The 12592-nt window shown below is 63.5% G+C and carries 12 protein-coding genes and 1 rRNA gene; 6 read left to right on the top strand and 7 right to left on the bottom strand.

Annotation, left to right across the window (positions count from 1 at the left end):
* Positions 1-126: 126 nt before the first annotated feature.
* A complete protein-coding gene (locus C489_RS00065; RefSeq protein WP_006429028.1) occupies positions 127-864 on the top strand; it encodes a creatininase family protein in 738 nt (245 codons plus the stop codon).
* A 46-nt stretch (positions 865-910) separates the two neighbouring features.
* Here the strand turns inward: C489_RS00065 and C489_RS00060 are convergent, their stop codons facing one another.
* From C489_RS00060 to C489_RS00050, 3 genes are all read right to left on the bottom strand, one after another.
* Positions 911-1399, bottom strand: coding sequence for a DUF5790 family protein (locus C489_RS00060; RefSeq protein ID WP_006429027.1), 489 nt, complete (start codon positions 1397-1399; stop codon positions 911-913).
* Between the two features lie 140 nt (positions 1400-1539).
* On the bottom strand, positions 1540-3120 hold the full coding sequence (locus tag C489_RS00055; RefSeq protein ID WP_006429026.1) for an aldehyde dehydrogenase family protein: 1581 nt from the start codon (positions 3118-3120) through the stop codon (positions 1540-1542).
* A gap of 138 nt (positions 3121-3258) precedes the next feature.
* Positions 3259-3621 (bottom strand): dihydroneopterin aldolase family protein, encoded by a 363-nt coding sequence (locus C489_RS00050; RefSeq protein ID WP_006429025.1) that lies wholly within the window; start codon positions 3619-3621, stop codon positions 3259-3261.
* Between the two features lie 356 nt (positions 3622-3977).
* Here C489_RS00050 and azf point away from each other — a divergent pair, with 356 nt between their 5' ends.
* Both azf and C489_RS00040 read left to right on the top strand, forming a co-directional pair.
* Complete coding sequence (azf, locus tag C489_RS00045) at positions 3978-4721, top strand: NAD-dependent glucose-6-phosphate dehydrogenase Azf (protein ID WP_006429024.1); 744 nt, start codon at positions 3978-3980, stop codon at positions 4719-4721.
* Positions 4722-4826: 105 nt separating this feature from the next.
* Complete coding sequence (locus tag C489_RS00040; RefSeq protein WP_006429023.1) at positions 4827-5798, top strand: aldo/keto reductase; 972 nt, start codon at positions 4827-4829, stop codon at positions 5796-5798.
* 25 nt (positions 5799-5823) lie between these two features.
* On the opposite strand, the gene C489_RS00035 is transcribed toward C489_RS00040, so the two are convergent.
* The 3 genes from C489_RS00035 to C489_RS00025 all read right to left on the bottom strand — a co-directional run bounded on the left by C489_RS00035 (position 5824) and on the right by C489_RS00025 (position 8897).
* Entirely contained in the window at positions 5824-6438 is a 615-nt protein-coding gene (locus C489_RS00035; RefSeq protein ID WP_006429022.1) for a DUF309 domain-containing protein, read from the bottom strand.
* Positions 6439-7021: 583 nt separating this feature from the next.
* Positions 7022-8119: an aminopeptidase gene (locus C489_RS00030; RefSeq protein WP_006429021.1), complete on the bottom strand. Its 1098-nt coding sequence runs from the start codon at positions 8117-8119 to the stop codon at positions 7022-7024.
* 52 nt (positions 8120-8171) lie between these two features.
* Positions 8172-8897 (bottom strand): queuosine precursor transporter, encoded by a 726-nt coding sequence (locus C489_RS00025; protein WP_006429020.1) that lies wholly within the window; start codon positions 8895-8897, stop codon positions 8172-8174.
* A gap of 437 nt (positions 8898-9334) precedes the next feature.
* On the opposite strand from C489_RS00025, the gene C489_RS00020 reads away from it, so the two are divergent.
* The 3 genes from C489_RS00020 to C489_RS00010 all read left to right on the top strand — a co-directional run bounded on the left by C489_RS00020 (position 9335) and on the right by C489_RS00010 (position 12168).
* Positions 9335-9529, top strand: coding sequence for a cold-shock protein (locus tag C489_RS00020; protein WP_006182670.1), 195 nt, complete (start codon positions 9335-9337; stop codon positions 9527-9529).
* Positions 9530-9904: 375 nt separating this feature from the next.
* Entirely contained in the window at positions 9905-10180 is a 276-nt protein-coding gene (locus C489_RS00015) for a PadR family transcriptional regulator (RefSeq protein ID WP_006429019.1), read from the top strand.
* A 641-nt stretch (positions 10181-10821) separates the two neighbouring features.
* Positions 10822-12168 carry an RNase J family beta-CASP ribonuclease gene (locus C489_RS00010; RefSeq protein WP_006429018.1) on the top strand — a complete coding sequence of 449 codons (1347 nt, stop codon included), beginning with the start codon at positions 10822-10824 and terminating at the stop codon, positions 12166-12168.
* A 209-nt stretch (positions 12169-12377) separates the two neighbouring features.
* On the opposite strand, the gene rrf is transcribed toward C489_RS00010, so the two are convergent.
* Positions 12378-12499, bottom strand: a 5S ribosomal RNA gene (gene rrf / locus C489_RS00005).
* Positions 12500-12592: the final 93 nt, after the last annotated feature.

The following is a 12592-nucleotide window of genomic DNA, read 5'->3' as shown; positions in this document are numbered from 1 at the left end:
CGATTCGACTTCGACGACGCCGAAGATAACGGACGGGCAGGAACCTGCAGGGTACACTGCCGGTACCCGAGGCCCCGAGTTTCGGCCACCGCGGGTTTCATGGCCGCACGGACGACATACTCCGCCATGGATCTCACAACGGCGACGTGGACGGACGTGCGGGACCTCGAGGCGGACCTCGCGGTCGTCCCCGTCGGGAGCACGGAACAGCACGGCCCCCACGCTCCGCTCGGAACCGACGTGCTGACCGCGGAGGCGGTCGCCGACGCCGGCGTCGAGCGGGTCGACCGCGAGGTCGTTCGCGCGCCGGCGATTCCGGTCGGCGTCGCGGAGGAACACCGCCAGTTCCCTGGAACCATGTGGGTCTCCGAAGACACCTTCCGGGACTACGTCGCCGAGGCCGTCTCGAGCCTCGCCCACCACGGGTTCGACCGCATCGTCCTCGTCAACGGCCACGGCGGGAACGTCGACGCCCTCCGGGAGGTCGGCGGCCGACTCACGCGGGCGGGCGAGGCCTACGTCGTCCCCTTCACGTGGTTCGAGGTGGTCGGCGAACACACGGCCGACATGGGTCACGGGGGGCCGCTCGAGACAGCGCTCCTGCGCCACATCGAGCCGGAGCTAATCGCCGAGGAACGGATCGAAGAGGCCCGAGCCGGCGCTGCCGACGGCTGGGGCGACTGGACGAGCTACGTCAATCTGGCCTACGACGCGGCGGAGTTTACGGAAAACGGCGTCGTCGGCGATCCGAGCGAGGGCAGCAAAGAACGGGGCGAGGAACTGCTCGAGTTGGCGACAGAGACGCTGGCTCGGCTGCTCGAGGCTGTCGCCGAGCGCGACGTTTCGCGGCCCGAGCACCGATAGGTCGCGGCCGGTTTGACTGCTGAACGCAGTGGTCGATCGAAGCGAATTACTCCTCGTCTTCCGCTGCGTCCGCATCGGTATCGGCGTCCGCTTCCTCGTCCGCGGCATCGTCGGCCTCCTCCTCGTCTTCGGCAGTGTCCGCGGGACCGGCGTTCTGGAGCGTGCCGCGGAGCGCCGGGATCGTCGACGTGAGTTCGCCGACCTGTTCGCCCGCCTCGGCGATGTCTTCGATAGCGTCCTCGAGGTCCGCGATTTCCTCCTCGAGGTCCTCGGCGTCGTCGAAGGCGTCGGCGCGCTGGCCCATCGTGAACCACTTCTTGGCATCGCGGAGGTCGTCTTCAGCGTCGCCGGCCTCGAGCGCCGAGTTGAGCCCGTTGAGGACGCCCAGCACGTTGTCGGCGTCGGTCTCCCAGACGTCGTCGGCAGCGGGAAGTGCTTCCCACGCGTCCGCGAGCGAGGATTCGACGTCCTCGCGCATCTCGTTGGCCGCTTCCCCGAACAGTTCCTCGTCGTCGCCGAGCGTGGCTTGGCTCATGTCACCGTCTTTGCGGGCACCGAGGTTAAAAGGTAGCCCGAAAGTGAAAGTGAAATCCGTCGGAAGCGGATCGATATCGGGCGAACGACGGCGGGATTTCGAAAGGAAGGTCATCGAATCGGTGCCGACGGTCGACGCCGTCAGAAGGGGTACTCCCGCCGATCGTGTTGGACCGAGATCCACTTCTTCTCGGTGACTCGGTCGAGGATTTCGGTGGAGTTGTAGCCGCCGGATCCCGAGGCCTTCGTCCCGCTGAAGGGGACGTGGGCCTCGTCGTTGATCGGTTGGTCGTTGACGTGGACCATGCCGGTGTCGAGCCGTTCCGCGATCTGCATCCCGGTTCCGACATCGCCCGCGTGGACCGACCCGGAGAGGCCGTACTCGGTATCGTCGTGAAGCTCGATCGCTTCCTCGACGTCCGAGAACGGAACGACCGGCGCGATCGGGCCGAAGTGCTCGTTGCACGCGGCGGACATGTCGTTCGTCACGTCGGAAAGCACCGTCGGCGCGACGACCAGCGAGTCGTCCACGCCCTCGATATCGACCGTCTCACCGCCGGTCTCGAGGGTCGCGCCGGCGTCGACGGTCTCCTCGACGTAGCCGAGCATCTCGTCGCGCTGGCCCTCGTCGATGATGGGGCCGACGACCGTGTCCNGGGTCGCGCCGGCGTCGACGGTCTCCTCGACGTAGCCGAGCATCTCGTCGCGCTGGCCCTCGTCGATGATGGGGCCGACGACCGTGTCCGGGTCGTGGGCACTCCCCACCGGAAGCGACGCCGCGCGGTCCGTGAGTAAGTCGACGTACTCGTCGTAGATGTCCTCGTGGACGAGGTGGCGGTTAATCGAGATACAGACCTGCCCCTGATGAACGAACGACCCGAACGTCCCGGAGTCGACCGCCGCCTCGAGGTCGGCGTCGGCGGTGACGATGTGTGCGTTGTTGCCGCCGAGTTCCATCGCCGCGACGGAGAGGTTCTCGCCGGCCTTCGCGGCGACGCCGCGGCCCACGGGCGTCGAACCGGTAAAGGCGACCACGTCGCTCTCGGGGTGTTCGACGACCGCGTCGCCGATGTCCGAGCCGTGGCCGGGAACGACGTTGAGCAGGCCGTCGGGCAGCCCGGCTTCCTCGTAGAGTTTCGCCATCAGGAGCCCGCCCGTGATCGGCGTGTTCGAGGCCGGTTTGACGACGACCGCGTTCCCGGTCGCGATTGCCGGCGCGATCGCCCGACCCGAGAGGTTGAGAGGAAAGTTCCACGGCGAGATGACCGTGACCACGCCCTGGGGCCCCCGGCGGACGAAGTTCTCCTTCCCGGGGATATTGGAGCCGGCCTGCTCGCCTTTCGTCCGACGGGGGAAGGTCGCGGCCTCGTTGGCCTGATCGGTCGTGATGCTGACCGAGGTCTCGCCCATGATTTGCGAGCCGCCCGCCTCGTAGGCCAACAGCTCGATAATCTCGTCTTTATACTCCTGAATCGCCCGCGCAAACGCCTGCGCGACTCGTTCGCGCTCGGCCGGCGGCGCGTTTTCCCACTCCGTCTGTGCCCCCGCGGCGGCCTCGTAGGCGGCGTCGACGTCCGACTCGACGGCTGCGGGCACGCGCGCGACCTCCTCGCGCGTCGACGGATCCTCGACGGCGATCTCCCCGTCGCCGTCCGAGGCCGTCCATTCGCCGTCGATGTAGAGGTTGTTCCACTCGTCGTCGATCGAGAGTTCCGGTCCCATCGAGCGCGCTATGCGGACCCGACTGAAAAGTCACTGGCGAGCACTCACAAGGACTCGCCGTCGTCCCCGTTCTCGAGTGATCGTGGGATCGCGACCGGTCTCGAGCGACCGATAGCGACCCCGCCGAATCGCCCGGATTCAGCCGTCTCGAACCGACTCGAGTCGCATCAGCGGATAGCCGTCCTCCATTTCCATGCGGGTGAGGACCGCACAGCCCTCGTAGTCGACGACGATCTCGACCTCGAGGAACCGGCCCGTGAGTTCGGTGTAGTCGGCGGTCGAGTCGGCGAGTTCGGACTCGAGTGCCTCGAGACGAACGTCGACGGTCACCTCGGTACAGTGGGGCTGGTTCTCGATCGATTCCTCCATCGCCGTCGCGAGACTGGCGGCGCTGTCGGGCGAAATCGGCGTGCCGGCGAACTGGTGGTAGAGCGTGCCGAATTTGATGCCGGCCTCGAAACAGGCGGCTTCGGCGTCGGTGGGTGTCGTGTCCGGAGACATATGCGAGTGCTCGCGGGCGGAGGGGAAGGGGGTTGTGATGTGGCGGATAGGATGCTTCGTCACTCGCGCCAGCGGAGTCGAGTGTCCTGCTCACGCTGGCGGCACTGAATTACCACAGCCTCCCCAACCGATTCGCTCGCTCCCAGTAGTCGCTCGCTCATCCCTCGCGCATAGTCGTCTCGCGGTTCGCCGTTATCGGCGAACCGCGATCCAGCGCGCGCCATCGCGGCGTGAATCCTCAATTAGGAACGAGACGGAGCAGAAGGGGATAGCTCTCCGGGGGATGCGTGCCACCACCGACCGCACCGAGGCGGAACCGCATGGTACTTATCGACGCTTTCCCTCACACCGAACGAATGGCACAGTCAGTCCTGCTTACGGGGGCTGCGGGGCGGGTCGGTGAGGCCATCCTCGGCGGCCTCGCGGACGACCACGAGTGGCGGTTACTGGATCGCGATCCGCCGACGGGCGACCACCCGGGCGAGTTCGTCGTCGCGGACATCACGGACGACGAGGCCGTCCGCGAAGCGATGGAGGGGATCGACGTCGTGATCCACCTCGCGGGCGATCCGCGCCCGGAAGCGCCGTGGGACAGCGTACTGACCAACAACATCGACGGCGCGCAGACGGTCTTCGAGGCCGCCGTCGACGCGGGCGTCGAGAAGGTCGCCTTCGCCTCGTCGAACCACGCCGTCGGGAACTACGAGACCGACGATCGGACCCCCGCGATGTACCGCGAGCACGACGACTACCTGCTCGACGGCACCGAACTCCCTCGACCGAGCAACCTCTACGGCGTCTCGAAGGCCGCCGGCGAATCGCTCGGGCGCTACTACCACGACGAACACGACCTCTCGGTCGTCTGCGTTCGCATCGGGAACCTCACCGAAGGACACCCCCCGATCGACTACGAGCGCGGGCAGGCAATGTGGCTCTCCTACCGCGACTGTGCACACCTCTTCGATCGCTGTATCCGCGCCGACTACGGCTACGAAATCGTCTACGGCATCTCCGATAACGATCGGAAATATTACTCGCTCGAGCGGGCCCGCGACGTGTTGGACTACGAGCCACGGGACAACTCCGCGAACCACGACTGACGGCAGCGGACGGCAGCGGGACCGATCGCGGCGCGTTTTTCGCAAAGCCGGCAACCGACTCGGACGAGCCACGACGTTTTGTCGCCGGCCGTCGCAACTGGCCCCATGGAGTACACGACGCTCGGGTCGACGGGCATGAAAGTCAGCCGCATCTGTCTGGGCTGTATGAGCTTCGGGACCGGTCGGGAGTGGATGCTCGAGCCCGAGGAAAGCGAGGAACTCATCGAGCGCGCGATCGACCTCGGAATCAACTTCTTCGATACGGCCAACGTCTACTCCACGGGCGAGTCCGAGGAGATTCTCGGCGACGCACTCGCGGGCTATGACCGCGACTCGCAGGTCGTCGCGACGAAGGTCTTCGGCGAGATGGACCCCGACAACCCGAACGCGAGCGGGCTCTCGCGCAAAGCGGTCGAACAGGAACTCGAGGCGAGCCTCGATCGGCTGGGCATGGACACGATCGACCTCTATCAAACCCATCGGTGGGACTACAACACGCCGATCGAGGAGACGCTGCGCGCCCTCGATGACGCGGTCCGCCGCGGACAGGTACGCTACGTCGGCACCTCCTCGATGTGGGCCCACCAGTTCGCCGAGGCATTACACACCAGCGACACCCTCTCACTCGAGCGGTTCGCGACGATGCAGAACCACTACAACGTCCTCTACCGCGAGGAGGAACGCGAGATGTTACCGCTCTGTGACACGGAAGACATCGGCGTCATCCCGTGGTCGCCGCTGGCCCGCGGCGTCGCGACTCGCCCCCACGAGGAGATCGAGTCGACGACGCGGGGTCAAACCGACCAGTACCTCGAGCAGATGTCCTATCTCCAGGGCGGCGGCGAGGCAATCAACGAGCGGATACAGGAACTCGCCGACGAGAAGGGGGTCTCGATGGGGCAGATTTCCCTCGCGTGGCTACTCCACAAGGACTGGGTCGACGCCCCAATCGTCGGCACGACGAGCGTCGAGCACTTGGAGGACGCCGTCGAGGCGCTCGAGATCGATCTCTCCGAGTCGGACATGGACTACCTCGAGGAACCCTACGAGCCGTTGCCGGTGGCGGGCCACGAGTGATGCCTGCGGCTCTGACGATGCGTGATTAGAACAACCCTTTCACGTCCTCCTCGCGAGCGCGGCGTCTGCCGACGTGATCGGAGAGGCGCTGAAAGATGATCCCGCGGTGTGCGTCTTCGCGGACGAAATCGAACAACAGCGTGATGAACTTGCTGTCGTCCGCGCCGTCCTCGAGGTCCCGTCGGGCGTACGTGCGAGCCCGCACGATCGGCTCCTCGTCGTACCCGAACTCCTCGGCGAGGACGACCGCCGCGATCGCGGTCGGTGCGAACTCGAGAGCCGCCAGCGTCGGAACGGTGCCCTCGTGCTCAATTCGAATCGGCCGCCGGCGCTCGACGATCTCGGGATCGGCCGCGAGGCGGGCGAGAAACGACCGGACGGGCTCGAGTCGAAGGTCGCGATACTCGGCGGGCAACGTCGCGAGATACCCGTCGGCGCTCTCGGCGAGCCCGACGGCACCCTGCCAGTTGTGTTCCCGGGCGTGGAACACCGCGGCGCTGTACTGGATGAGGCCGTGGAGCAGGCGCTCGTCGTCGCTGCCGGACTCGAGGTCGAGCCAGCGGTCCTCCCAAGCGTCGTGGGCGGCGTGATAGTGGCCGTCGTTGAAGATGGCGACGCCCGCCCGGAGCCGATCGCGCATACCCGTGGTTGGGGCTCGAGACTCGAGAGCGTGACGAAAACGGTGACCGCCGGATATCCCGTCGGGCGGCGGCGGGCGGTCTCGACCGGGAGAGCGAGACCGCGACGCCGGCCGACCGACGGCACGCGCAGTCCGGCAGGGCGAGCAGACAACTGACGACTGACGACGTTCCTCGGGACGGGGAGTCCCAACCGGTTACTGACCGCCACCGGTTCGGCGGTGCTCGGAATATGTCGCCCCGTCTGTATTAGTATGCGATTGCTTCCCCAGTTTGGGGACGCCTTCGACGGGGTGTAAGCGGTTCTTACCAGCGTTCGAACGCCGGTGCTGTCGTCCCCGTGACATCGATTCGTCGCACGTGTCCCGACCCAAATCGACGATTCGCCGGTCGTGAAGAGGGTTATTACGCGACCGGCCTGTGAGACCGCCGCTCCCGCGTGACTCAACTCCCGTCGTCCTCGAACCGGAAGGTCCCGTTGCGCTGGACGATCGACACCGAACTGTTTCCGCTCGGGTTGCGGCGGCAACCCGTCGCGCAAAAGATTCGATGAAAAACCGTCGACTCACACCGTTTGTCGCCGTTCTATCCGTCAAAGCTGTTCTCCCAGCGGAACCGCCCGTTCCGCTGGACGACCTCATCGTCTATCTCGAGTCGGGAGTCCTCGCTGACGTCGGTGATCAGATCGACGTGGACGTCCGACTCGTTGCCGGACTCGCCGTCGGGCAGGCAGGCATCGTAGGCCCGGCCGAGGGCCAGATGGATGGTATCACCCATCTTCTCGTCGAAGAGAATGTTGTCCGTGTAGCGGTCGATACCGCGATTCATGCCGATCCCGAGTTCGCCGAGCCGACGCGCGCCGGTGTCCGTCTCGAGGATGTCGCCGATCACGTCCGCGCCCTGCTCGGCGTCGTAGTCGACGACCTCGCCGTCCGCGAACTCGAGGCGGACGTTCCGGACGGACTCGCCCCGGAGCGTCATCGGCACGTCGAAGGTCACCTCGCCCTCGGTCGCGTCGGGCGCGGTGAAGACCTCGCCGCTCGGCAGGTTGTGCGAGTCGTAGGCGACCGACGCGGCGCTGTTGACCGCCGACCGGTCCTCGATTCGCATCGTGAGATCGGTGTCCCTCGAGACGAGTCGCACTTCGGAGCCGGCATCGAGTAGCTCTTTCAACTGCGACATCTCGTCGGCCAGCGACTCCCAGTCCCGCAGGATGGCGTCGTAAGCGAAGTTCTGGTACTCCTCGTAGGCCATGTTGGCTTGCTGGGCGAGCGACCGCGTCGGGTGGACCGTCGACACCCACCGGGTCCCCAGCCGGGTTTCGCGGATCTCGCTTCTGGCACCGTTGTAGGCCCGCCGTTGGTCACCGGGCACGTCGGCCGTCGCGCTCGTGTTCCGGCCACCACCGAGCGAGAGGTAAACGTCGGCGTTCTCGACCAGGGCGAGTTCGTGGGCCGGGTCCTCGTCGAAGTCGCCGTCATGGGCCCTGAGATAGGCCCGCGTGATCTCGCCGGAGCCGTAGGTCGCGAGCAGGTTCGCGCCCCGTTCGCCGAGTTTCTCGGCGACGGCGACCGCCAGCTCGTGAGCGTCCGGCCCCACCGAGAGTACGACGTCGTCGCCCGCCTCGACGCGGGCGCTCCAGTCGACCAGCACGTCGGCATGTTCGCGTACGCGTTCGTCCATATCTCACCCACTCGAGCGGGCTACTAAACGGTCCCCGTTCGGAACGCGAAACTCAGGCTGCGTGGGCGTCGTCCGCGGCCAGCCCCTCGCGCGAGCGCACGAGCGAGACGATCGCGTAGACGACCGGCGTATCCAAGAGCGCGATCGCGAGTTTCAGCACGTATTGGCCGACCATCAGCGAAAGGATGATGTTCGTCGGGGGGACGGTACCGACGCCGAGGACCGCGGGCGCGACCGCGAACGCGACCGAGACGAAGATGACGGTATCGATCGCCTGACTGCTCGCCGTCGACGCGATGTTCCGGAGCCACAGTTTCTCCGAGCCGGTGTAGGATCGAATGCGGTGGAAGACGAGCACGTCCCAGTTCTGGCTGACAATGTACGCTAACAGGCTCCCGAGGACGACGTTCGTGGACGCGCCGAGGGCCGTCTCGAACGCCGCGGGATCGACGCTCGAGGGGGCCGCAGGTGCGGCGATCGTCGACCAGACCAGCGCGAGGACGACGAAGTTCAGGACGAACCCGACGTTGACGACGATCTGGGCCGCACGACGGCCGTACAGCTCCGTGTAGCAGTCGCTTGCCAGAAACGTCAGTGCGTACGCGAGCGCCGCACCGGGCAACGCGAGTTGCGCGCCCGTAACCGGGAGCGCGAACGGCAGTTCGAACGCGAGTATCTTCGAGGCGGTCAACTGTGCGGTCACGAGCGCCGTGACGAAGAGGCCGATCAGCGCGACCTGTGCGATCGTCGGCGCACCGCGGGTCCGTGTCTGACTCATACAGCCGCGTATCAATCGGATCCACGTAAGCGGTGCTATTCGGCGATTACTCGACGATGTGTCTGCCCTGACTCGAGTATGCTCGATCGGCGTGTTTCGAGTTACCATGGCTCGAGGACGGCGATCAGGGTTCCCTCGCCACCCCTTCTGGACAAACAGTCGATTCAGGACAAAGGGAAGCACGGAGCTGAATCCGTATATGCCGGCTCTCGTAGAAAAATACAGAGCAACGACAGCGTCGAATCGACTATACCTCCGGTTCGAACGATCTACGGCCGATTTCTCGCTGGGATTTCTCGGAGAACGTGCAGAACCGATTCCGCGATTTCATAGAGCCTCGACCGCCGATTGTCGAGTTCGAAACGAAATTGTGTTTGTTTCGATAGACGATGCGTAACACAACTGTTATACGTATCCCGGGCCTCGATTGAATTGCAATGGCGAAAGGAAACGTTGATTTCTTCAACGACACAGGCGGCTACGGTTTCATTGAGACGGACGACGCAGACGATGACGTTTTCTTCCACATGGAAGACGTTGGCGGTCCGGACCTCGAAGAAGGCACAGAGATCGAATTCGACATCGAACAGGCCCCCAAGGGCCCCCGCGCCACCAACGTCACCCGCCTGTAATACGGCTTTTTACGTTCGGTAACGGGTTTCACACTTCAACTATCATTCTTCAGCGCACTACCTGACTAGCGGCGGCTGTCCCACCCCGATCGTGGGTAGGACAGTTCGCCCGTAGTCACAACGCTGCTCGCTGGGTTCTCGAGTCCTGTGGAGGCGGATAACATGGCCATATTATCTGATATACATTCATTTCGTCGACCGGCGTATTGAGACGGCGCAAACGGGGGCGAACTGCCGAATGTAGGCTGTGGTTATCAGACGAAACGACAGACAGTACCACGAATGACTCTGTTAGCTTCGCTGAACGTACTGGAAACAGTTGATACGAAATCGATAACAAATAGTCGGGTTCCCGTCCGTCCACCTGAGTACAAAATGGACGATTTGACCGGGTTTCAACGCGACCTGCTGTACGTGATCGCAGGAGCCGATCAACCGTCGGGCCAAGACGTAAAAGACGAAGTCGAGACATATTACAACAGTGAGATCAATCACGGGCGGTTGTATCCCAACCTCGATACACTCGTCAACAAAGACCTCGTCGAGAAAGGCCAGCTCGATCGGCGAACCAATTACTACGAGATCAGTGATCGCGGCCAGCAGACCATCGAAGAGCGCCGCGAATGGGAACAGCAGTACATCGAGGACTAACCGTCCGACTCGTCCTGCGATATCCACTCTCACTATCGCGTAGTATCGGTTCTAGGGACGGATACAGGAATGCTGGCCCCTCGAGACTCGCTGTAATCGACCGCTCGCTACCGATTCCGCCGATGGAACGGAAGCAGTAGCGGCTGTGCCGTCCCCTGGAACGCAGTCTCGTCTCTGCCGGAGCTCTGGCGTGACGACGAACTCTCTCGGACGCTCTCCCCATCCCGGCCAATCTGTAGCCTCGGCCCCACTCGTCGAAACGAACCGTTCGAGCCACGACCACTCGAGCGAGTTGCCCCTCCGTCGTGGTCTCTTCCCGGCGGTTTGGGGTCTCGACACACAGCAATCCCGGTCCGATGGCACCGAAGATGAGACCCCGCGTCTCAACTCTGCGCTGGAACTCCCGTTCTGTTCGTGACTGTCACTCGAGTCGGATGCTCCCTCTCCAAAACCCAGAACTACTTACGTCGGGAGAGTCGTTGTTCTACTAACCGAAATAGGCGCTGTCCTTGGCGCAGTCGGGACGGAACGTTCGACGCCAGGGACGTGACCGAGAACTCGCTCACGTGCAGGACGTTTCTGCTCCCGTGGCCATTCCGGCCAGGAGACTGTCCGAAGGACAGCTATGATCGGACCTACAAATGGAAATAGAAATTGCGACAATTGGCGGTTACGAAGAAGTCGGCCGACAGATGACGGCTGTCCGCGCCGGTGACGACATCGTGATCTTCGACATGGGTCTGAACCTGTCGAAAGTACTCATTCACGACAATATCCGAACCGAAGGGATGCACAGTCTCGACCTGATCGACATGGGTGCCATCCCCGACGACCGGATCATGAGCGACCTCGAGGGCGACGTGAAGGCCATCGTGCCGACCCACGGCCACCTTGATCACATCGGTGCGATCAGCAAACTCGCACACCGATACGACGCACCGATCGTCGCGACGCCGTTTACGCTCGAACTGGTCAAAGGCGAACTCGAAGAAGAAGGGAAGTTCAACACCGACAACGACCTCGTCGAAATGGAGGCCGGCGAAACCATGTCAATCGGCGACAGCGGCGTCGTCGACCTCGAGTTCGTCAATGTCACCCACTCGATCGTCCAAGCGATCAACCCCGTTCTCCACACGCCCGAAGGCGCAGTCGTCTACGGACTGGACAAACGGATGGACCACACGCCCGTCATCGGCGACCCGATCGACATGGAACGATTCCGCGAGATCGGTCGGGAAGGCGAGGGCGTCCTCTGTTACATCGAAGACTGTACCAACGCGAACAAGAAGGGGCGCACCCCTTCCGAGAACGTCGCCCGTGAACACCTCCGCGACGTCCTCTACAGCATGGAAGACTACGACGGCGGTATCGTCGCGACCACCTTCTCGAGTCACATCGCGCGCGTGAAATCGCTGATCGAGTTCGCTCGCGACATCGGCCGCCAGCCGATCCTCCTCGGCCGCTCGATGGAGACCTACTCCGGGACCGCAAAACAGATCGGGATCGACTTCCCCTCCGACGTCGAGATGGTCGGCTATCGCCAGTCCATCGAGCAGACGTTCGAGCGCATCATGAACGAAGGGAAGGAGAACTTCCTCCCCGTCGTCACCGGTCATCAGGGCGAACCCCGTGCAACGCTCACTCGAATGGGCCGCGGCGAAACCCCCTACGAACTGGAGGAAGGTGACAAGGTCGTCTTCTCGGCACGAGTCATTCCGGAGCCGACCAACGAGGGCCAGCGCTACCAGGCCGAAAAGCTCCTCCGCATGCAGGGCGCACGCATCTACGATGACATCCACGTCTCCGGCCACCTCTGTCAGGAGGGCCACTACGAAATGCTCGATGCGCTCCAACCCGAGCACATCGTTCCTGCCCACCAGAACATGAGTGGCTTTTCGGGATACGTCGATCTAGCGTCCAACCGAGGATACAAACTCGGACGTGATCTCCACGTCACCTCGAACGGCAACATCCTCGAGCTCGTCTAAACCAGTTAACTGCGGTACTTCGCTTTTTCATTTTCTTTTAGACTCGAGTAGAGATAGCGCTGTGAGGAACAAATACGAAAAACCCGCACAGTAGCTACTGTGAAGGTTGAAAGTATGAGTGGAAGCGGCGAAACGAATTTCCCAGAGGGTCGCCCACTCCAGTACTGACCGTAACGTAGGCGAGCTTATCTTCCGTGTTNAAGTATGAGTGGAAGCGGCGAAACGAATTTCCCAGAGGGTCGCCCACTCCAGTACTGACCGTAACGTAGGCGAGCTTATCTTCCGTGTTCGGGATGGGTACGGGAGGAACCTCGCCACTGTGGCCGCTGTAATGCCGATCGGCGGAATCGAACCGCCGTCAGACCATTATCGGAATCGAAATTCGACCGGATTGGTCGATATGAGTGGTGGCGGCGAAACGGGG

Origin of the sequence: Natrinema versiforme JCM 10478 (assembly GCF_000337195.1) — an archaeon.
Classification (GTDB): domain Archaea; phylum Halobacteriota; class Halobacteria; order Halobacteriales; family Natrialbaceae; genus Natrinema; species Natrinema versiforme.
Note: the sequence above shows the minus strand (reverse complement) of the source record. Positions and strands in the feature narration are given on the sequence as shown.

Coding starts and splice junctions, on each gene's coding strand:
- C489_RS00025 (WP_006429020.1), bottom strand. CDS start 8,897: ATGAGTCAGACACGGACCCGCGGTGCGCCGACGATCGCACAGGTCGCG.
- C489_RS00060 (WP_006429027.1), bottom strand. CDS start 1,399: ATGAGCCAAGCCACGCTCGGCGACGACGAGGAACTGTTCGGGGAAGCG.
- C489_RS00015 (WP_006429019.1), top strand. CDS start 9,905: ATGGACGATTTGACCGGGTTTCAACGCGACCTGCTGTACGTGATCGCA.
- azf (WP_006429024.1), top strand. CDS start 3,978: ATGGCACAGTCAGTCCTGCTTACGGGGGCTGCGGGGCGGGTCGGTGAG.
- C489_RS00035 (WP_006429022.1), bottom strand. CDS start 6,438: ATGCGCGATCGGCTCCGGGCGGGCGTCGCCATCTTCAACGACGGCCAC.
- C489_RS00010 (WP_006429018.1), top strand. CDS start 10,822: ATGGAAATAGAAATTGCGACAATTGGCGGTTACGAAGAAGTCGGCCGA.
- C489_RS00030 (WP_006429021.1), bottom strand. CDS start 8,119: ATGGACGAACGCGTACGCGAACATGCCGACGTGCTGGTCGACTGGAGC.
- C489_RS00020 (WP_006182670.1), top strand. CDS start 9,335: ATGGCGAAAGGAAACGTTGATTTCTTCAACGACACAGGCGGCTACGGT.
- C489_RS00040 (WP_006429023.1), top strand. CDS start 4,827: ATGGAGTACACGACGCTCGGGTCGACGGGCATGAAAGTCAGCCGCATC.
- C489_RS00065 (WP_006429028.1), top strand. CDS start 127: ATGGATCTCACAACGGCGACGTGGACGGACGTGCGGGACCTCGAGGCG.
- C489_RS00050 (WP_006429025.1), bottom strand. CDS start 3,621: ATGTCTCCGGACACGACACCCACCGACGCCGAAGCCGCCTGTTTCGAG.